The sequence below is a fragment of the Streptomyces sp. NPDC014734 genome (assembly GCF_043083325.1).
Taxonomy (GTDB): Bacteria; Actinomycetota; Actinomycetes; order Streptomycetales; family Streptomycetaceae; genus Streptomyces.
The window spans coordinates 65,643-84,459 of record NZ_JBIBYN010000013.1 but is presented as its reverse complement, the minus strand read 5'-3'; the positions used below and the strand labels follow the sequence as shown (position 1 = coordinate 84,459).

The window sequence follows — 18,817 nt, the reverse complement described above, 5'->3', positions numbered from 1 at the left end:
CCGGACGCGCGCCGGCGAGGCGGGGGAGCGGGCCGGAGGCGTGCCCCCGGGGCACGACCGTACGACCGGTCGCGCCCCGGGGGCGTCGTTCAGTTCGGCTGGAGGCTCTTGTGCCGGTGTCTGCCCACCGGCCCCTCCGGCATGGCCGGATGCAGTCCCAGCAGCACGATGCCGACGACGATCGCCACAAGGCCGGAGGCCTGCCAGGTCAGCGCGACCGCGTCGGTGCGCAGCCGGTCGCCGAGGAAGCCGACCCCGCAGGCGATCCCGGCCAACGGCTGGGCGGCGGTCAGCGGGGGCAGCGAGACCCGCAGCGGCCCCGTCTCGAAAGCGCTCTGCACCAGGAGCAGCCCGGTCACCCCGAGCACCACCACGCCGTACGGCTGCCACGTCGTCCACAGCGCCGCGAAGCCGTCGTCGGAGATCCGCTGGCCGGTGAGTCGGGTGAGCGCGTCCTGCAATCCGTACAGCAGCCCCGCGGCCACCGCGAGGAGGGCCGGGGCGGCCCCGGAGCGGTGGCGTTTGGCGATGGTGGTGAGCAGCAGGGCGACGCCCACGACCACGCCGATGACCAGCCAGTGCCGCAGCGGATCGGTCACCGCCTCGCCGCCCTTCGGTTCGCCCGCCAGCAGGAAGGCGGTGACGCCGCCGGCCAGCAGCCACAGCCCGGCCCAGCCCTGATGCCCCAGCCGCTGCCCGGTGCGATGGCGTGACAGGGCCATGGCGAAGAGCAGATTGGTGGCGAGCAGGGGTTCGACGAGGGAGACCTCGCCCTTGCCCAGTGCCAGCGCGCCCAGCACCATGCCGCAGACCATCAGGCCGATTCCGGCCAGCCAGCTCCGCACCCGCATCAGGTCCAGCAGCAGCCGGGGTGAGAGGTAGTCGCTTCTCGGAGCGTGCGAAGCGGCGGCCTGTTGGAGGACGAAGCCGAACCCCAGGCAACAGGCGGCACTCACGGCGAGCACGACGACCAGCACCGACACGCTTCTACCCTCAAGTAAGGCCAGAAATGGGTGATTTGTTTCGACGATAGCGCTTCCGGGCGGCGAACGCGGCCGGAGTACCGCCGACCGGGCTGTTGACGTCGCGGCGGGCGGTGCAGAGGATCTGACGCACGAGTAACTTCCCTGCGCGGACCGGACCGCCACCCGGTACGGCCGAGTGGCCGACGGGCGGGGCCCGACGGATCCCACCGCCTCTCCCCGACCTCCCCGGCTCTCCCCGCCCCTTCTCGACTCTCCTCGACTCTCCTCGACTCTCCTCGACAAGGATGGAACCCATGGCGTACGACGCTGACGTGATCGTGATCGGGGCAGGACTCGCGGGTCTGGTGGCCGCCGCCGAGCTGGTCGACGCGGGCCGCTCGGTGATCCTCCTCGACCAGGAGCCCGAGCAGTCGATCGGCGGTCAGGCGCACTGGTCCTTCGGCGGGCTCTTCCTCGTCGACTCGCCCGAACAGCGCAGGCTGCGGGTCCGCGACAGCCACGAGCTGGCCCTCCAGGACTGGCTGGGCACGGCCGGTTTCGACCGCGAGGAGGACCACTGGCCGCGGAAGTGGGCCGAGGCGTACGTCGACTTCGCGGCCGGGGAGAAGCGGTCCTGGCTGCACGCCCGGGGGCTGCGGCTCTTCCCCGTCGTCGGCTGGGCGGAGCGCGGAGGCTACGACGCGAACGGCCACGGCAACTCCGTACCCCGCTTCCACATCACCTGGGGCACCGGCCCCGGCGTCGTCGCCCCCTTCGAGCGCCGGGTGCGGGAAGGCGCGGCCAAGGGCCTCGTCCGGTTCCGCTTCCGCCACCGGGTCACCGGTCTCGGCAGCACCGCGGGCACCGTCGACACGGTGACCGGTGAGATCCTGGAGCCGAGCGCCGCGGCCCGCGGCACCGCGAGCGGCCGGACGGTGACCGGCACCTTCGAGCTGCGGGCCCAGGCGGTGATCGTCACCTCCGGCGGCATCGGCGGCAACCACGACCTGGTGCGCAAGCAGTGGCCCCGGCGGCTCGGCACCCCGCCCACGAAGCTGCTCTCCGGCGTCCCCGCCCACGTCGACGGTCTGATGCTGGGCATCGCCGAGGAGGCGGGTGCCCACCACATCAACCGCGACCGGATGTGGCACTACACCGAGGGCATCGAGAACTGGAACCCGATCTGGGACAAGCACGCCATCCGGATCCTCCCCGGCCCGTCCTCGCTCTGGCTCGACGCCCGCGGCCGACGGCTGCCGGTTCCGCTCTTCCCGGGATTCGACACCCTCGGCACCCTCGAACACATCATGGGATCCGGCTACGAGTACACCTGGTTCGTCCTCGACCGGAAGATCATCGGCAAGGAGTTCGCGCTCTCCGGCTCCGAGCAGAACCCCGACCTGACCGGGAAGTCGGTGCGCGGGGTGATCGGCCGGGCCCGCGCGGACGTACCGGCACCGGTGCGGGCGTTCATGGACAACGGAGTGGACTTCGTCGTCGAGAAGGACCTCTCCGCCCTGGTCCGCGGGATGAACGCGCTGACCGGCGAGAAGCTGATCGACGAGGCCGAGCTGCGCCGCGAGATCACCGCACGGGACCGCGAGATCGCCAATCCCTTCACCAAGGACCTCCAGATCACCGCCATCCGCGGGGCCCGCGCCTACCTCGGAGACCGGCTGATCCGGACGGCCGCCCCGCACCGCATCCTCGACCCCGCGGCCGGCCCGCTGATCGCCGTGCGGCTCAACATCCTCACCCGCAAATCGCTCGGCGGGCTGGAGACGGACCTGTCCTCCCGGGTGCTCACCGAGGGCGGCTCCCCGTTGCCCGGCGTGTACGCGGCGGGGGAGGCGGCCGGCTTCGGCGGCGGCGGGATGCACGGCTACCGTTCGCTGGAGGGGACCTTCCTCGGCGGCTGCATGTTCTCCGGCCGGGCGGCCGGCCGGGCGGCGGCGAAGGCGGTCGGGTAGGCCCGGCGGCGGTCCGGGTCCCGCGCCGCCGTCCCGTGCGCGGCCCGGCCCGTCCAGACCGGCGGCACGCACCGCGGATAGAGTCGGGGAGTGAAGATCCCGCGTCTGCTCGACGGGCGGCTGAAGTTCCGCCATCTGGTCCTCGTCGACGCGCTGTCCCGGCAGGGGAGCGTCGTCGGTGCCGCCGCGGAGCTGCACGTCACCCAGCCGGCCGCCACCCGCAGCCTGCACGAGCTGGAGGACATCCTCGGCGTCCCGCTGTACGAGCGCGGGCCCCGGGGCGTCACCCCCACCGTCTTCGGCGAGGCGTTCACCGAGCACGCGCGGGCCGTACTTGCCCAGCTCGCCCAGGCGGGCCGTCATGTGGTGGAACTCGCCGACGCCGACCGCGGCACCGTGATCGTCGGCACCCATCTGGCCGGGTCGAACGTCCTCCTCCCGCGGGCCATCGCCGAGATCAAGAAGGAACGCCCCTACCTGACCGTGGTCGTCCGGGAGGCCTCGCCGGAAGCACTGCTCCTGGAGCTGGAGGCGGGCCGCATCGACTTCGTCGTCGGCCGGCTCACCGTTCCCTCCGACGAGCGGATCGCGCGCCGCAAGCTCTACGACGAGTCGGTCGAACTCGTCGTCAGGGCCGGGCACCCGCTCGCCGGGCGGATCGCGGTGGAACTCGCCGATCTCGCGGACTACCCGTGGATCCTGCCGGGCGCCGAGACCGCGCTGCGAAGGGAGATCGAGGAGTTCTTCGCCCGGCGCGGAATGCCGCTCCCGATGAACCGGGTCGAGACCACCTCCTTCCTGACGATCCGCCAGCTGCTGCTGGAGACCGATGTCGTCGCGGCGCTTCCCGGCCTGATCGTCCGGGACGACGCACGACTCGTCCGGCTTGCCGTGCCGTTGGACCCGATCGGCCACAGCGTCGGGCTCACCCTGTCGGCCGCCCGCGCACTCGGTCCCTCGGCGCAGGCGCTGATCCGGAGCCTGGAGGAGATCGCCGCCCACATGGCCCCGGAGACCGGGCCCTCCGCGCCGGACACCGGAACAGCCGCCCCGGACGACGGCATCCCCGACCGGGGCCCCCGCCCGGACTGAGCGCCGACGGACCTGCATGTGCCGGGCGCGGGCCCGGGCGGCCGGGAGTGCGGACGCGACACCCCGGGGCAGGGCCCCCGCGGTCGTATGCTGTGCGCGGTCGGATTCGCTGGGGGGCGCATGAGGCGAGGCGTGGTTCTGAACGGCCGTTACCGGCTGGACGAGAGGCTGGGTTCCGGCGGGTTCGGCGTGGTCTGGAAGGCGTACGACCCGCAGGTGCAGCGGGCCGTGGCCGTCAAGATCGGGACACACCGGTCGGCCGAGGCGAGCCTGAGGATGATCCAGGAGGCCCGGCTCAACGGCAGTCTTCCCCACCCGCACGTCGCCACCGTGTACGACTTCGGGCAGGCGGATCTCGACGGAGAACCCTGCCACTACCTCGTCATGGAACTCATCGACGGTGAGCCGTTGTCGAGTGTGCTGGAGCGGGGGCTGCCGCCCCTGGCGTCCGCGATCGAGTGGGCCGCGCAGATCTGCGCGGCCCTGGCCGCCGCGCACGACGCGGGGGTCGTGCACCGGGACATAAAGCCCGCCAACGTGATGATCACCCGGACCGGCACGGTCAAGGTGCTCGACTTCGGGATCGCCCGGGAACTGGCCGGTGGCGCACGGTTGACCGGTGAGCACGCGATCATCGGCTCCCTGCCCTACATGGCGCCCGAGCGCTGGACCGACGACGGCGTCGACGGGCGGTCCGACCTCTACGCGCTGGGCTGCGTGCTGATGCAACTGTGCACCGGTCGACTGCCGTTCACGGGGGAGGAGTGGCAGGAGCTCTGCGTCCAGCACACCGGCGTCGAGCCCCCGGTGCCGAGCGCCCTGCGGCCCGGACTGCCGGGTGCGCTGGACGTGCTCGTCGGGGAGCTGCTGGCCAAGCGTCCGGAAGAACGCCCGGAGTCCGCGAGGGAGGTGGAGCAGCGGCTGCGCGGCATTCCGGGCGCTCCCGGGACGGGGGCCGGGGCCGCGCCCGCCGCGGTGCCCGCAGTGTCCTCGGCACCCCGGACGCCCGCAGCACCCGCAGTGCCCGCAGCATCCGCCGAACCCGAGGCGTCCGCCGCGCGCCCGGTGCCGAAGGCCTCCGCCGTCTCCGAGGAGTCCGGGGCGTCCGAGGCTGGCCGGGGAGGCCGGGGGAAGCGGCTGCGGGGAAAGCGGTGGGCGGCGGGTCTGGGCGCGGCCGGAGCCGTGAGCGCGGTCGGTGTGGCCGTCTGGGCGGTACTTCCTCCCGGCGGTGGCGCGGCGGGGGACCGGGCGGCCGGGGCATCCAGCAGTTCTCCGGGGGGCGGTCCCGGGAGCGACGCGTCCGGGGCACGGAGCCCCGCCGCGTCCGCCCCCGAGCCCTCGCCCACGACGACTCCCGGACCGACCACCCCACCCACGCGCTCGGCGGGACCGCCGGAGCCGGAGCCGACGGACGGTTCCGCCGCCCCGCGACGCACCGTCGCGCCGAGAACGCCTCCGCTGCCGACCGGATGGTTCCGGTTCACCAACGCGTCCACCCGGATGTGCCTGACCGTGCCCGACGACAGCACGACCGCCGCCGAGGGACTGGTCCAGGCCGAATGCACGGGTGAAGTCGCCCAGTTCTGGCAGCTCACGAAGGAGGGGAACAGTTCCGGGGGCGGCGAGCTGTACTCCGTCCGCAACGGCAACAGCGGTCTGTGCCTGTCCGTGGACGCCGCGCGCAAGGAGGAGGGGGTCGTCGTGACGCAGTACCTGTGCGGCGACGACGACGGACTGTTCCCCGACCAGTACTGGCGGTTCCGGTACGACGCCGCGCACCGCGCCTGGCGGCTGATCAGCGCCAACAGCGGCAGATGCGCCTCCGTGCGGGAGGGCGCCGCGCGACGTGAACAGGTGCTCCAGCTCGACTGCGGGGACGCGCCCTGGCTTCTCTGGCGCACCTGAGCAAAACACCTGCCCCGCGCGGGCGTCCGCCCTGCCGCACCCGCGCGCACCCGCACCCCCGGAGTCGTCCGGGGCGTACGGGTGCGCGCGGTGCGGGGGAAAAAACGGCACCCCTGGCCGGGCGGCCCTCAGGAGGCCGCGAGCCCCAGGAACCGCTCCGCGTTGCCGTGCGTGATCAGTTCACGGCCGCGTTCGTCCAGGAACGTGCTCCGGCGGACCACCTCGCCGACCGGCCGTTCCCCCAGCGGGTACGGGTAGTCGCTGCCCACCATCACCCGGTCCGCGCCCACCGTGTCGACAAGGAGCCGCAGTGCCCGTTCGTCGAAGACCACCGAGTCGACGTAGAACCGGCCCAGGTAGTGCGAGGGCGGGTGCTCCGAGGTGCCGATCACGTCGTTCCGGCCGTGCCAGGCGTTCTCCATCCGGCCGAGCCAGAAGGCGAACGACCCGCCGCCGTGCGCGAAACAGATCTTCAGCCGCTCGTCGATCCGGTCGAAGACGCCGCCCAGGATCAGGGCGAGGATCGACAGGTGGGTCTCGGCGGGCATCGCCGTCAGCCACTGCGCCATCCACCGGTCCAGACGCGGTGAACTCGCCATGTCCCAGGGGTGCACGAACACCGGCACGTCGAGCGAGGCGCAGTGCTGGAGGAACGTCACGACGCCCTCGCTGTCCAGGTCCTGGTCACCGACGTGGTTGCCGATCTCCACGCCCCGGTGCCCGTTGGCGACGGACCGTTCCAGTTCGCGGCAGGCCGCGTCGGGGTCCTGCAACGGCACCTGGCAGAACGGGATCAGCCGGTCCGGGGCCGGGGCGACGATCTCCAGCGCGAGGTCGTTGAAGATCCGCGCTATCTTCGCCGCCTCCGCGCCGTCGCGCCCGTAGGTGAAGAACGCGGGGGTGGGGGAGACCACCTGACGGCGCACCCCGTCCGCGTCCATGTCCCGCAGCCGCGTCTGCGCGTCCCAGGCGTCGGAGCGGATCCGGCGGAACTCCTTCGACCCCATCATGATCACGGCGTCGGACTCGGACTCGATCCGCAGCCAGGGAGCGTCCGGGCCGGCCTCGGCCGTCAGGTCCGGCCAGCCGCGCGGGACGTAGTGCGTGTGGATGTCGATCGTGCGGTCCACGCTCAGCCCTTCCCGGGATGCAGGACACCGCACCGCGGGCAGGTCCGCGCCTTCTCGTCGGCGTAGAACTCGGTGAAGACGGGCGGCAGATCCGCCACGATGTCCCGCACCTGGAGCTCGACCTCGTGGATCCTCGCCGCGCAGCCGGGGCAGTACCACTGGAACCTCTCCAGGGTGCCCTCCTCCCGGACCCGCTCGATGACCAGCCCGATCGAACCGGCGTCGGGCCGCTGCGGGGAGTGCGGCACGTTGCCGGGAAGCAGCCAGGCCTCGCCCTGCCGGATGTGCACGGTCCGCGGTCCCTCCTCGGTCATCAGGTCGACGTGCATGTCGCCCTTGACCTGGTAGAACCACTCCTCGTACGGGTCGACGTGGAAGTCCGTCCGCTGGTTGGGGCCGCCGACGACCTGGACGATGAAGTCCTGCCCGAGGGACATGGTGCGGTTGTTCACCGGCGGCTTGAGCAGGTGCTCGTGCTCGGCGATCCAGCCCTGGAAATCGATGACCGGGGGAATGACGGTCATGAGGACACCTCCGTGCTGTGTGTGTCGTCGGACGTACGGGGCCGCGGCAACCGGGCGACGGCCTGGATCTCGATCAGCAGATGGGGATGCGGCAGCTGGTGCACCGCGACGGTCGTACGGGTCGGCCCGCGCTCGTCGAAGAACTCGCCGTAGACCTCGTTGTATCCGCCGAAGTCGTTCATGGACACCAGATAGGTGGTGATCTGCGCGACGTCGGGGAGTCCGGAGCCCACCTCGGCGAGGATGTCGCGGATGTTCTCGATCACCGCCCGGGTCTGCGCCCGGATGTCCAGGGTCGTGGTGCCGAACTCGTCGGCCTCCACCCCCACGAACGTGTTGTCGGGCCGGCGCGAGCTGGTGCCGGAGACGAACACCAGGTCCCCGACGACCTTCACGTGCGGGAACCGCCCGCGCGGCTTCGCCTTGCCCTCGACGACGCGTGAGCCGTTCATCAGCACCCCTTCACCGTGACGGAACCGATGCCCGCCACCTCGCACTCGGTCACCCCGGCGACCAGCGGCAGCGCCGCCGTGGCCGCCCCCGCCAGCACCACCTGGCCCGCCGTCAGCGGGATGCGGCGGCGTCGGCACTTGTCCAGCAGCGCGTGCAGCGCCCGCACCGGATCGCCGAGGATCGCCGCCGTGGAGCCCACCGCCTCCGCAGCTCCGGTGCGCAGCAGCACCGCGCGGTTCGACGCGCTCACCACCGGCCGCCACGGGCCGATCGCGTACCCGGCCGCCGAGGTGTTGTCCGCGACGACATCGGTGTAGGTGAACCGGAAGTCCCGGTACCGGGAGTCGATGATCTCGACGGCCGGGGCCATCGCGTCCACACAGGACTCGATGTCCGTCGTCGGGTCGTCCGGGTCCACGTCCCGGCGGATCCGGTACGCCACCTCCGGCTCGACCTTCGGATGGATGAAGCGCGCCAGGTCCACCTCGCCCCCGTCCGCGATCCGCATCGCGTCGGTCAGCCGGCCCACGATCACCTCCGAGACGCCCATCTGGGCCATCTTGGCCTTGCTGGTGAAGCCCAGCTTCACGCCCGTGATCCGCTCGCCGCGGGCCTCCCGCAGCGCCAGCAGCGCGGACTGCACCGCGTACGCGTCGTCGATGTCCAGCTCGTGGTCGTCGGCGAGGCTCGGTGTGTCCCTGCGGGACGTCTGTGCCGTGTCCAGCCGTTCGGCGAGGACGCCGGTGAGTTCCGCCGCGATCATGTGCCGCTCCCTTCCGTCGGGGCCCCGCGCCCAGCGGCGAGGTCCAGTGCGATGTCCACGATCAAATCCTCCTGACCGCCCACCATCTGCCGCCGCCCGACCTCCAGCAGGATCTGCCGGGCGTCGACCCCGTACCGCTTCGCCGCACGCTCGGCGTGCAGCAGGAAGCTGGAGTACACACCGGCGTAGCCCAGGGTCAGGGTCTCCCGGTCCACCTGGACCGGCCGGGTGCGCAGCGGGCGGACGATGTCGTCGGCCGCGTCCTGGAGCGCGAACAGGTCGCAGCCGTGCTCCCAGCCCAGCAGGTCGGCGACGGCGACGAACGGCTCGGCCGGGCAGTTCCCGGCCCCGGCGCCCTGGCCCGCCAGCGCCACGTCGACGCGGTACGCGCCGTGTTCCACGGCGGTCACACTGTTGGCGACCGACAGCGACAGGTTCTCGTGGGCGTGGATGCCGATCTCGGTGCCCTCGTCCAGCACCTCGCGGTACGCGTCGACCCGGGCGGCGACGTCACTCATCGTCAGGCGGCCCCCGGAGTCGGTGACGTAGACGCAGTGCGCGCCGTACGACTCCATCAGCTTGGCCTGCCGGGCCAGCCCCTCGGGGGAGTTGAGGTGGCTCATCATCAGGAACCCGGAGACGTCCATGCCGTTCTCCCGGGCCCAGGAGATGTGCTGGGCGCTGACGTCGGCCTCGGTGCAGTGGGTGGCGACGCGCACGCTGCGCACCCCGAGCGCGTGGGCGCGGCGCAGATGGTCGATCGTGCCGATGCCGGGCAGCAGCAGTGTGGTCAGCTTCGCGTGTTCGAGGACGTCCGCGGCGGCCTCGATCCACTCCTCGTCGCTGTGCGCGCCGAAGCCGTAGTTGGCGCTGGAACCGCCGAGCCCGTCGCCGTGCGCGACCTCGACGGCCGCCACCCCGGCCCGGTCGAGCGCGGAGACGATCCGGCGCACCTGGTCGACGGTGTACATGTGCCCCATGGCGTGCATGCCGTCGCGCAGGGTCACGTCCTGGACGTACAGCTTCATGAGGTCACCCATCCCCGGAGTGCGGCGACCTTCTCCGCGGTGCGTACCGCGGCGGAGGTCATGATGTCGAGATTGCCCGCGTAGTCGGGCAGGTAGTGGCCGGCGCCGAGCACCTCCAGGAACACCGAGATCCTTACCCCGGTGACCCGTCGGCCCAGGGCCGGGACGACGGTGTCCTCGACCGGGTCGAACTGCACCCGCTGCTTGAGCCGGTAGCCCGGCACGTACTCCCGCACGTCCCGCGCCATCCGCTCCACGGATTCCGTGATCCGGTCCCGGTCGGCGTCGGACAGTTCGCCCTCGACGAGGCAGAAGACGGTGTCGCGCATGGCGAGCGGCGGCTCGGCGGGGTTGAGCACGATGATGGCCTTGCCGACCTCGGCGCCGCCGACCCGCCGGATCGCCTCGCCGGTGGTCTCGGTGAACTCGTCGATGTTGGCGCGGGTGCCGGGGCCCGCCGACCGCGACGCGATGGAGGCGACGATCTCCGCGTACGCGACCGGGGCGATCCGGGAGACCGCAGCCACCACCGGAATGGTCGCCTGGCCGCCGCAGGTCACCATGTTGACGTCGGGGGCGTCCAGGTGCTCGTCCAGATTGACCGACGGGACCACGAACGGGCCGAGCGCCGCCGGGGTGAGGTCGATCATCAGCTTCCCGTGCTCCGCGGCAAGCCGCGCGTTGCGCACATGGGCCTTGGCGGAGGTCGCGTCGAAGATCACCCGGATGTCGGCGAACCCCGGCATCTCCGCGAGCCCCTCGATGCCGCGGTGCGTGGTGGCGATGCCCAGCCGGGCGGCGCGGGCCAGCCCGTCGGAGTCCGGGTCGATGCCCACCATCGCGCCCATGCGCAGCGTCTTCGAGAGCCGCAGCACCTTGATCATGAGGTCGGTGCCGATGTTCCCGGACCCGATGACGGCGACCGGGACGGTGCCGGGCGACACTCCCGACCCGGTGCCGGAGGGAGCGGGGGAGGGCGTGCCGGGCACGGCGCCGGTCGCCGTGCCGTCCGTGGGGGAACTCATGTCGTCTCCTTCTCGATGACTGCCTCGACCTCGCCGAGCCCGTCCAGCGCCAGCCGGTAGCGGCCGGGCCCGCCGACCGGCACCATCGGGCCGAGCGCCCCGGACATGACCACGTCCCCGGCCCGCAACGGCCTTCCGCGCGCGGCGAGTTCGCGGGCCAGCCAGGCGACGGCGACGACCGGTGAACCGAGGCAGGCGTGGCCCGCGCCGAACGAGACCGGCTCGCCGTCCCGGTGCAGCACCATGCCGACCCGGGAGAGGTCGAGCCCGGCGAGCGGGTACGGGGTGGTGCCGAGCACGATCGCTCCGCTGGAGGCGTTGTCGGCGACGGTGTCCGTGATGGCCAGGTCCCAGCCGGTGATCCGGGAGTCGACGATCTCGATGGCCGGCAGCACGAATTCGGTGGCCCGCAGCACGTCGGCGACGCCCGCACCGGGCCGGTCGATGTCCCGGCCGAGCACGAAGGCGATCTCGCCCTCCACGCGCGGCTGGAGGAACCGCTCCAGCGGCACCGGCTCGGTGTGCGCGTACGTCATGTCGTCGAAGAGCACCCCGAAGTCCGGCCGGAACACGTCGAACTGCTGCTGCACGGCGGGGGCGGTGAGGCCGATCTTGGCACCCACCACCCGGGCGCCGGCCGCGCTCCGGGCGGCGGCGAGACGGCGTTGCGTCTCATAGGCGGCGTCGATGTCGTCGCGGCCCAGGAACTCCCGGACGGGGGCGCAGGGGGTGCCGGTCGCGGCGGCGGCCGTCAGCCGCGTCACGGCCGCGTCGATCCGCGCGGACAGGCCGGAGTCGTGCTCGGTCACATCGGTCGTGTCGGTCACAGCTGTACGCACACATTCGTCGGCTCGGTGTAGAAGTGCAGGGAGGACTCGCCGCCCTCGCGGCCGAGGCCGGAGAGCCCGACCCCGCCGAACGGCGAGCGCAGATCGCGCAGGAACCAGGTGTTGACCCAGGCCATCCCCACGTTCATCGCCTGCGCCACCCGGTGGCCGCGACGCAGGTCGTCGGTCCACACGGAGGCCGCGAGGCCGTACTCGGTGTCGTTGGCCAGACCGATCGCCTCCTCCTCGGTGTCGAAGGGGATCAGCGCGGCCACCGGCCCGAAGATCTCCTCGCGGACCGGGCGGTGCGCGTTGGTCAGGCCGGTCCACAGCGTCGGTTCGATCCAGGAACCACCCGCGAGGCCCGGCCCGAGCTCGGGCACGCCCCCGCCGGTGAGCACCTGCGCCCCGGCCCGTTCGGCAAGGTCGAAGTAGCCGAGTACCTTCTCGCGGTGGGTTTGCGAGATCAGCGGGCCGGTGGTCGTCCCCTCGTCCGACGGGTCGCCCAGCCGCAGACCCCGGGCCCGCTCCGCGAGCCCCTGCGCGATGTCGTCGAAGACCGCTCGCTGGACGTAGACCCGCTCGGTGCACAGGCAGACCTGGCCGGTGTTGGTGAAGACCGACTTGGTCAGCCCGGTCAGCGCCTCGTCCACGTCCACGTCGTCGAAGACCACGGCGGCGTTCTTCCCGCCGAGTTCCAACGACACCGGGCGGACCCGGGGCGCCACCGTCCGCATGACCCGGGTCCCGGTCGCGGACGAACCGGTGAAGGTCACGCCGTCGATGTCCGGGTGCGAGGTCAGGTACTCACCGGCGGAGTCGCCGCCGAAGCCGTGGACCACGTTGTACACCCCGGCGGGGAGCCCGGCCTCGGCCAGCACCTCGGCCAGCAGCGAGGCGGTGGCCGGGGTCTCCTCGCTGGGCTTGACGACCACGGCGTTCCCGCAGGCCAGGGCCGGGGCGACCTTCCAGGTCAGCAGGAGGAGGGGCAGGTTCCACGGGACGACGACCGCGACCACGCCGAGCGGCTTGCGGACCGCGTAGTTGAGCGCCTGCCGGCCGCCCGGGAGATCGGTGAGGAAGGACTCCTGTCCGGCGGCGGCGGCCACGTCGGCGAAGGTGCGGAAGTTGGCCGGCGCCCGCGCGACATCGAGCCGCCGCGCCTGGGAGACGGGCTTTCCGGTGTCGGCGACCTCCGCGGCGACGAACTCCTCGAAGCGTTCCTCGATGCGGTCCGCGGCGCGTCGCAGCAGCGCCGCGCGCTCGCGCACCGGCGTGGCGGCCCACCCGTCGCGCAGGGCCCGCCGGGCCGCGCTCACGGCGCGGTCGACGAGGTCCCGGTCCGCCTCGTGCACCCGGGCGAACGCCCGGCCGGTGGCCGGGTCGATGTTCTCGAAGCTGCGGTTCTCGTCGGGCTCCACGAACCGCCCGTCCACGAAGTTGCGGATCCACCGCCCTGTCTCTGCCGTCATGCGTCCCACTCTGATCCGCGTCGCCATACCGGACAAATGCGAATCCTGCGGTGAGGCATATCCAGATTGATATACCGAGGGAGGTTCGTCCGCTCCGGAGGTGAGGAAGGATTCCCTCCGTTATATCGAAATGGGTATGACAGGTCCCGGATTCGTTATTTGTGTGTCATGTCTCAGGGCATCAGGATCCACGGTTAACGGCGGGTGGAGTCCGGCCGTCGTAGCGGCTGTCCGGAGCGAACCGCCCCAGCCCGCCATCCAAGTGATTGGTCACGCCGTGAACACTTCAGCTCACGAAGAAAACTCGGGCGCCGCCCGAGCCACCGCCGCCAGAACCGCCGTCGCCACGCTCGCGGGCACCACCCTGGAGTGGTACGACTTCTTTCTCTACGGCACGGCCGCGGCGCTCATCTTCAACCAGCAGTTCTTCCCGTCGCTGAGCCCCGCCGCGGGCACCCTCGCCGCGTTCAGCACCTTCGCCGTCGGCTTCATCGCGCGCCCGCTCGGCGGCCTGGTCTTCGGCCACTACGGGGACCGCATCGGCCGCAAGGCGACGCTGGTCGTCTCCCTCGTCCTGATGGGCGTCGGATCCACCCTCATCGGTGCCATCCCGAGCTACGACAGCATCGGCTTCTGGGCCCCGGTCCTCCTGGTCGCCCTGCGCATCGTCCAGGGCATCGGACTCGGGGGCGAGGGCGCCGGTGCCACACTGATGTCGATGGAACACGCGCCGCAGGGCAAGAAGAACCTCTACGCCGGCTTCCCGCAGATGGGCACGCCCGGCGGCCTGGTCCTTGCCAACGTCGTCTTCCTGACCACCAACACGGTCCTCGGCGACCACGCCTTCACCTCATGGGGCTGGCGCATCCCGTTCCTGCTCAGCTTCGTCCTCGTCGCCGTGGGGCTGCTGATCCGGCTGCGGGTGACCGAGTCGCCGTCCTTCGACCGCGCACGCGCCCGGGACGAAGTGGTCCGCTTCCCGCTGGCCGAATCCTTCAAGGTCGGCTTCCCCCGGCTGGCGCTGACCCTGCTCGCCGTCGTGGCCAACTCCGCCGTGGCCTACGTGTTCATGGTCTTCACGCTGTCCTACGGCTCCCAGCACCTCGACTACGACAAGCAGTTCCTCATCGTGAGCGTCACCGTGTCGGCCGCCCTGTGGTTCGCGACCATCCCGGTGTGGACGAAGATCGCCGACCGGCACGGCCGACGCACCATGTTCATCGCCGGGTCCGCCGCCATCCTCGTCTGGTGCGTCGCCTTCTTCCCGCTCCTGGACACCGGCAGCCCGGTACTCGCGGTGGTGGCCCTGCTCGGCATGGGCCTCATCATCCCGGTCACCCACTGCGTGCAGGGCAGCATCATCGTCGACACCTTCCCCGTCAACGTCCGCTACTCGGGCTCCTCGGTCATCCTCCAGGGCGGCGCGATCCTCGGCGGCGGCCTCGCCCCCATGATCTCCACGGCGCTGCTCAACTCGGGCGGTTCCTCGACGGGGGTGACGTGGTACCTCGTCGCGATCTGCGCCGTGAGCCTGGTGGGCGCCGTCGCCCTGTTCCGCCTGGTGCCGGAGGGCGCGCCCGAACCGGTGAGGGCCCCGGCGGGTCCGCTTCCCGGGAGCGGCGCGTGACGGGCCCGGAGGTGTACCGCTCCGGACCGATCCGCTACGCCGTGGCCGAACGCTTCGCACGGCCCCGGCCGGTACCGGCCCACGACACCCGCCCGTCCAGCGGTGAGATCTGCCCGCAGCCGCCGTCCAGGCTCGACGCGGTCATGGGGCCGCCGCTCGACCGGCACCCGCAGGGCGAGGACTGCCTCAACCTCACGGTCACCACACCCGCCCGGGACGCCGGGGCGCGCCCGGTGATGGTGTGGTTCCACGGCGGCGGGTTCAGCAGCGGGGCCGGCCTCATGGACTGGTACGACGGCGGTGCGCTCGCCGCCGAGGGCGACGTCGTCGTGGTGGCCGTCAACTACCGGCTCGGCGCCCTCGGCTACCTCTGCCTCGACGGGCTCGGCGAGGGCAACTCGGGCCTGTACGACCAGCTGGAGGCGCTCCGCTGGGTGCGCACGCACATCGCCGGGTACGGCGGCGACCCCGACGACGTGACCGTCTTCGGACAGTCCGCCGGGGCCCTGTCCGTCCGGCTGCTGCTGGAACTGCCCGAGGCCCGGGGACTGTTCCACCGGGCGATCCTGCAGAGCGCCCCACTCGCGATCACGAGCCGCCCGCGGGCCGAGGCCGCCGTTCTCGGCCGGATCCTCCTCGAACGGCTCGCGGTCCACGCCCCCGGCGCCGACCCGCGCACCGTGTCCCCCGCCGCCCTGCTCGCGGCGCAGCGCGACACCGCCCTCGCCCATCGCGCACGTTCCGGCTCCCCCCTGGAACCCCCGTTCGGCCCGGTCCCGACGGCCGAACCCGCCCCCGAGCCGTACGTGCGCGGCATGGACCTCATGTACGGCTGGAACGCGGACGACATGACCGCCTTCACCGACGGACGCGACGGCGGACCCGGGGGAGGAGGACGCGACGAGGACGCGGACCCGGCCGGGCCGACCCGCCGGATGTACGCCGATCCGCTGACCGGCCTCGGAAAGGCACTCGTACGGGCCGGGGCCCGGGTCCACGCCTACCGGCTGGACTGGCGTCCGGCGGGATCGGAGTACGGCGCCACCCACTGCCTGGAACTGCCGCTGCTCCTGGGCACCCGCGCCGCCTGGCGGACGTCCCCGATGCTCGGGGACACCCCGTGGGAGGAGGTGGACGAACTGGGCCGGACGGTGCGCGCGGCCTGGGCCGCGTTCGCCCGCACCGGCCACCCCGGCCCCGTCCCGCCGCCCCTGGTCCACCACGAGGTGCGCTGACCCGCGACGCCCGCCGGGCCGGGGCCTGCCGTCCGGATCGTGCCGGGCCCGCGCGCCTACCGTTGTGCCGCGCCCACCACGGGATCCAGCAGCTCGACGACCCGGAAGCGTTCGGCGACGACCATGGTGTCGTCGTCCGTGGTGAACTCCGGGTCGCCGAGGGCCTCGCGCATCTCCGCCCCGTGCCAGAACTTCTCGTGGTCCGCCCGCCACTCGGCGACCGAGGCATGGCCCTCGCCCTCGTCGACCGCGTGCCGGAGATCGACGTCGCCGAGGCGCAGCACCCGCACCTCCGTCACCTCCAGCACCGCGATCTCCCGGCCGTCCGAGTCGATCAGCGCGGACCGCTCGCCCACCGGGGGCAGTTCCTCCCGCTCCGCCTCGTACTCGGCGAGCAGCCCCGTCGTCGACACCTTGGCCCCGTCGAGCACCGCCCGCACCAGCCGGTCGCGCAACGGGCCGGGAAAGGCGAGGAGGAAGGGCTTGAGCGGTTCACGGTTCGGCATGGGGACAAGTCTGACATGCGCCACCGGATGCGCCGCCGAGACGCCTCCCCGCCCGTGGCCGGTCAACCGCGCACGAACGGAGAGGGGTTCTGCGCCGTGCGCGGGAAAGGGAGCCCCGGGCCCCGGCCGGGACACGGCGACGGCGCCCGGTGGGCCCGGGGCACGCCGTGGCGTGCGCACCGGACCGGCCGGGCGCCGTCGGGCACGGCCCCCGCGGACATGTGGGGGGAGGGCCGTGGGAGGAGGGCTGCCGCGCTGGTGCCGCTCCCGGCACTAGACGATCAGCGACAGCAGCAGGACGAAGACGAGCGAGACCACGGAGATGATGGTCTCCATCACCGACCAGGTCTTGACCGTCTGGCCGATGTCCATGCCGAAGTACTCCTTCACCAGCCAGAACCCGGCGTCGTTGACATGGCTGAAGAAGAGCGAGCCGGCGCCCACGGCGAGCACCAGCAGGGCCGCGTGCGGGGTCGACATGCCGGCGGCGAGCGGGGCGACCAGACCGGCCGCCGAGATGGTGGCCACGGTCGCCGAGCCGGTCGCGAGCCGGATCGCTACGGCGATCAGCCAGCCCAGCAGCAGCGCCGGGATCGACCAGCTCTCGGAGAGGTCCAGAATCATCTGTCCCACCCCGGCGTCGATGAGGGTCTGCTTGAAACCGCCGCCCGCGCCCACGATCAGCAGCACGCCCGCGATCGGGGCGAGCGACTTCTCGACCGTGGTGGAGAGCCGTCCCTTGGAGAACCCCGCCGCCCGGCCCAGCGTGAACATGCCGACGACGACGGCCGCCAGGAGCGCGATCAGCGGTGAACCGATCACGTCGGTGACCTTCTGCACACCCTGTTCCGGATCGTCGACGACGATGTCGACGAGGGCCTTGACCAGCATCAGCACGACCGGCAGCAGAATCGTCGCCAGGGTGGCGCCGAAGCTCGGACGCCGGTCCAGGTCCTCCGAGGGGCGCTGCGGAATCATCTTCTCCGGAGCCTGGATGTCCACCCACCGGGCGGCGTGACGGGAGAAGACCGGGCCGGCGATGATCACGGTCGGGATCGCCACCAGTACGCCCAGCGCCAGCGTGACGCCGAGGTTGGCGCCGAGGGCGTCGATCGCCACCAGCGGTCCGGGGTGCGGCGGGATCAGCCCGTGCATCACGGACAGACCGGCAAGGGCCGGAATGCCTATCCGCATCAGCGAGTAGTTCCCGCGCTTGGCGACGAGCAGCACCACCGGGATCAGCAGCACGATCCCGACCTCGAAGAACAGTGGCAGGCCGATGATCGAGGCGATGAGCACCATGGCCCACGGCATCGCGCGACCGCTGGACTTCGCGAGGATGGTGTCGACGATCTGGTCCGCCCCACCGGAGTCCGCGAGCAGCTTGCCCAGAACGGCGCCGAGCGCGATGAGGACGCCGACGCCCGCGACGGTCGAACCGAGACCGGCGGTGAAACTGGCGATCGTCTTCGCCGGCGCGGCACCGGCGAACGAGCCGAGCGCCAGCGAGCCGACGGTCAGCGCGAGGAACGCGTGCATCTTGAACTTGGTGATGAGCAGAACGATGACGGCGATGCCCGCCAGGACGGCGATGCCCAACTGCGCGTTGCCTGCCGAAGTGATCGGTTCGACGGCGTCCGCTGCCAGCATCTCGACGCTGAGACTGGTCACGGTGGTGATCCTTAGATGTCGAGCCGGCGCAACGAGGCGACGGCCCGCTGGGTGATTTCCTCCGGGGTGCCGGACACATCGACCGAGACGCCGGCCTCGTCCTCCCGCAGCGGCTGAAGGGTGGCGAACTGGGAGTCGAGCAGCGCGGTGGGCATGAAGTGGCCCCGGCGGTCCGCCATGCGCCGCTCGATCAGCTTCCGGTCACCGGTCAGATGCAGGAAGACGGCACCGGGGGCCTCGGCCCGCAGCCGGTCCCGGTAGACGCGCTTGAGCGCCGAACTGCTCACCACCCCGCCGAGCCCCGCCCGGCCGTGCGCCCACCTGCCGATGGCATCGAGCCAGGGCCACCGGTCCGCGTCCTGCAGCGGGACGCCGGCCGACATCTTGGCGATGTTCGCCTCGGGGTGGAAGTCGTCGCCCTCGGCGTACGGAACGCCCAGTTCGGCGGCGAGCAGGGGCCCGATCGTGGTCTTGCCGGTCCCTGCCACGCCCATCACCACGACGACGTGGGGGGTGCTCATTGGTGGTGCCTCGCTGTCCTCTTCGACGTCTTCCTCGACATCGGTCCGTCGCGCTACTGAAACCTATACGTACGACTTATTCAAGATGTTGTGACGTAAACGT

General features: G+C 72.0%; 17 protein-coding genes. 5 read left to right on the top strand and 12 right to left on the bottom strand.

Going from position 1 to position 18,817, the window contains the following annotated elements; genetic code table 11:
* Positions 1 to 89 precede the first annotated feature (89 nt).
* A complete protein-coding gene (locus ACF1CT_RS21375; RefSeq protein ID WP_391785481.1) occupies positions 90 to 983 on the bottom strand; it encodes a DMT family transporter in 894 nt (297 codons plus the stop codon).
* Between the two features lie 296 nt (positions 984 to 1,279).
* Here ACF1CT_RS21375 and ACF1CT_RS21370 point away from each other — a divergent pair, with 296 nt between their 5' ends.
* From ACF1CT_RS21370 to ACF1CT_RS21360, 3 genes are all read left to right on the top strand, one after another.
* Positions 1,280 to 2,935, top strand: a complete 1,656-nt coding sequence (locus tag ACF1CT_RS21370; protein ID WP_391785480.1) for an FAD-binding dehydrogenase — start codon at positions 1,280 to 1,282, stop codon at positions 2,933 to 2,935.
* 90 nt (positions 2,936 to 3,025) lie between these two features.
* On the top strand, positions 3,026 to 4,027 hold the full coding sequence (locus ACF1CT_RS21365) for a LysR substrate-binding domain-containing protein (protein WP_391785479.1): 1,002 nt from the start codon (positions 3,026 to 3,028) through the stop codon (positions 4,025 to 4,027).
* A 132-nt stretch (positions 4,028 to 4,159) separates the two neighbouring features.
* Positions 4,160 to 5,932, top strand: coding sequence for a serine/threonine protein kinase (locus tag ACF1CT_RS21360; RefSeq protein ID WP_391785478.1), 1,773 nt, complete (start codon positions 4,160 to 4,162; stop codon positions 5,930 to 5,932).
* Positions 5,933 to 6,060: 128 nt separating this feature from the next.
* On the opposite strand, the gene ACF1CT_RS21355 is transcribed toward ACF1CT_RS21360, so the two are convergent.
* The 8 genes from ACF1CT_RS21355 to ACF1CT_RS21320 are packed head-to-tail and all read right to left on the bottom strand — an operon-like array spanning position 6,061 to position 13,154.
* Entirely contained in the window at positions 6,061 to 7,062 is a 1,002-nt protein-coding gene (locus ACF1CT_RS21355) for an amidohydrolase family protein (RefSeq protein ID WP_391785477.1), read from the bottom strand.
* 2 nt (positions 7,063 to 7,064) lie between these two features.
* The gene (locus tag ACF1CT_RS21350; protein WP_391785476.1) at positions 7,065 to 7,586 is read right to left on the bottom strand and encodes a 3-hydroxyanthranilate 3,4-dioxygenase; all 522 of its coding nucleotides are present in this window, start codon (positions 7,584 to 7,586) and stop codon (positions 7,065 to 7,067) included.
* The gene (locus ACF1CT_RS21345) at positions 7,583 to 8,038 is read right to left on the bottom strand and encodes a RidA family protein (protein ID WP_391785475.1); all 456 of its coding nucleotides are present in this window, start codon (positions 8,036 to 8,038) and stop codon (positions 7,583 to 7,585) included. Before ACF1CT_RS21345 ends, ACF1CT_RS21350 begins: the two co-directional genes overlap by 4 nt.
* The gene (locus ACF1CT_RS21340; RefSeq protein WP_391785474.1) at positions 8,038 to 8,802 is read right to left on the bottom strand and encodes a 2-keto-4-pentenoate hydratase; all 765 of its coding nucleotides are present in this window, start codon (positions 8,800 to 8,802) and stop codon (positions 8,038 to 8,040) included. The genes ACF1CT_RS21345 and ACF1CT_RS21340 overlap by 1 nt, the downstream gene beginning before the upstream one ends.
* Complete coding sequence (gene dmpG / locus ACF1CT_RS21335) at positions 8,799 to 9,830, bottom strand: 4-hydroxy-2-oxovalerate aldolase (RefSeq protein ID WP_391785473.1); 1,032 nt, start codon at positions 9,828 to 9,830, stop codon at positions 8,799 to 8,801. Before dmpG ends, ACF1CT_RS21340 begins: the two co-directional genes overlap by 4 nt.
* On the bottom strand, positions 9,827 to 10,855 hold the full coding sequence (locus tag ACF1CT_RS21330) for an acetaldehyde dehydrogenase (acetylating) (protein ID WP_391785472.1): 1,029 nt from the start codon (positions 10,853 to 10,855) through the stop codon (positions 9,827 to 9,829). Before ACF1CT_RS21330 ends, dmpG begins: the two co-directional genes overlap by 4 nt.
* Positions 10,852 to 11,682: a 2-keto-4-pentenoate hydratase gene (locus ACF1CT_RS21325; protein ID WP_391785471.1), complete on the bottom strand. Its 831-nt coding sequence runs from the start codon at positions 11,680 to 11,682 to the stop codon at positions 10,852 to 10,854. Before ACF1CT_RS21325 ends, ACF1CT_RS21330 begins: the two co-directional genes overlap by 4 nt.
* Positions 11,679 to 13,154, bottom strand: a complete 1,476-nt coding sequence (locus ACF1CT_RS21320) for a 2-hydroxymuconic semialdehyde dehydrogenase (protein WP_391785470.1) — start codon at positions 13,152 to 13,154, stop codon at positions 11,679 to 11,681. Before ACF1CT_RS21320 ends, ACF1CT_RS21325 begins: the two co-directional genes overlap by 4 nt.
* A 277-nt stretch (positions 13,155 to 13,431) precedes the next feature.
* On the opposite strand from ACF1CT_RS21320, the gene ACF1CT_RS21315 reads away from it, so the two are divergent.
* Positions 13,432 to 14,781, top strand: a complete 1,350-nt coding sequence (locus tag ACF1CT_RS21315; protein ID WP_391785469.1) for an MFS transporter — start codon at positions 13,432 to 13,434, stop codon at positions 14,779 to 14,781.
* The gene (locus ACF1CT_RS21310) at positions 14,778 to 16,016 is read left to right on the top strand and encodes a carboxylesterase family protein (RefSeq protein ID WP_391785468.1); all 1,239 of its coding nucleotides are present in this window, start codon (positions 14,778 to 14,780) and stop codon (positions 16,014 to 16,016) included. The genes ACF1CT_RS21315 and ACF1CT_RS21310 overlap by 4 nt, the downstream gene beginning before the upstream one ends.
* Before the next feature lie 56 nt (positions 16,017 to 16,072).
* Here ACF1CT_RS21310 and ACF1CT_RS21305 read toward each other — a convergent pair whose 3' ends face one another.
* The 3 genes from ACF1CT_RS21305 to ACF1CT_RS21295 all read right to left on the bottom strand — a co-directional run bounded on the left by ACF1CT_RS21305 (position 16,073) and on the right by ACF1CT_RS21295 (position 18,714).
* Positions 16,073 to 16,522 (bottom strand): ASCH domain-containing protein, encoded by a 450-nt coding sequence (locus ACF1CT_RS21305; protein WP_391785467.1) that lies wholly within the window; start codon positions 16,520 to 16,522, stop codon positions 16,073 to 16,075.
* Positions 16,523 to 16,795: 273 nt separating this feature from the next.
* A complete protein-coding gene (locus ACF1CT_RS21300; RefSeq protein ID WP_391785466.1) occupies positions 16,796 to 18,193 on the bottom strand; it encodes a GntP family permease in 1,398 nt (465 codons plus the stop codon).
* Between the two features lie 11 nt (positions 18,194 to 18,204).
* On the bottom strand, positions 18,205 to 18,714 hold the full coding sequence (locus tag ACF1CT_RS21295; RefSeq protein ID WP_391785465.1) for a gluconokinase: 510 nt from the start codon (positions 18,712 to 18,714) through the stop codon (positions 18,205 to 18,207).
* Positions 18,715 to 18,817 lie beyond the last annotated feature (103 nt).

What these genes read in the sequence shown, in the direction of transcription:
- ACF1CT_RS21340 (WP_391785474.1), bottom strand. Translation starts at nt 8,802, where the DNA reads ATGATCGCGGCGGAACTCACCGGCGTCCTCGCCGAACGGCTGGACACG.
- ACF1CT_RS21330 (WP_391785472.1), bottom strand. Translation starts at nt 10,855, where the DNA reads ATGAGTTCCCCCACGGACGGCACGGCGACCGGCGCCGTGCCCGGCACG.
- ACF1CT_RS21350 (WP_391785476.1), bottom strand. Translation starts at nt 7,586, where the DNA reads ATGACCGTCATTCCCCCGGTCATCGATTTCCAGGGCTGGATCGCCGAG.
- ACF1CT_RS21370 (WP_391785480.1), top strand. Translation starts at nt 1,280, where the DNA reads ATGGCGTACGACGCTGACGTGATCGTGATCGGGGCAGGACTCGCGGGT.
- ACF1CT_RS21295 (WP_391785465.1), bottom strand. Translation starts at nt 18,714, where the DNA reads ATGAGCACCCCCCACGTCGTCGTGGTGATGGGCGTGGCAGGGACCGGC.
- dmpG (WP_391785473.1), bottom strand. Translation starts at nt 9,830, where the DNA reads ATGAAGCTGTACGTCCAGGACGTGACCCTGCGCGACGGCATGCACGCC.
- ACF1CT_RS21305 (WP_391785467.1), bottom strand. Translation starts at nt 16,522, where the DNA reads ATGCCGAACCGTGAACCGCTCAAGCCCTTCCTCCTCGCCTTTCCCGGC.
- ACF1CT_RS21345 (WP_391785475.1), bottom strand. Translation starts at nt 8,038, where the DNA reads ATGAACGGCTCACGCGTCGTCGAGGGCAAGGCGAAGCCGCGCGGGCGG.
- ACF1CT_RS21320 (WP_391785470.1), bottom strand. Translation starts at nt 13,154, where the DNA reads ATGACGGCAGAGACAGGGCGGTGGATCCGCAACTTCGTGGACGGGCGG.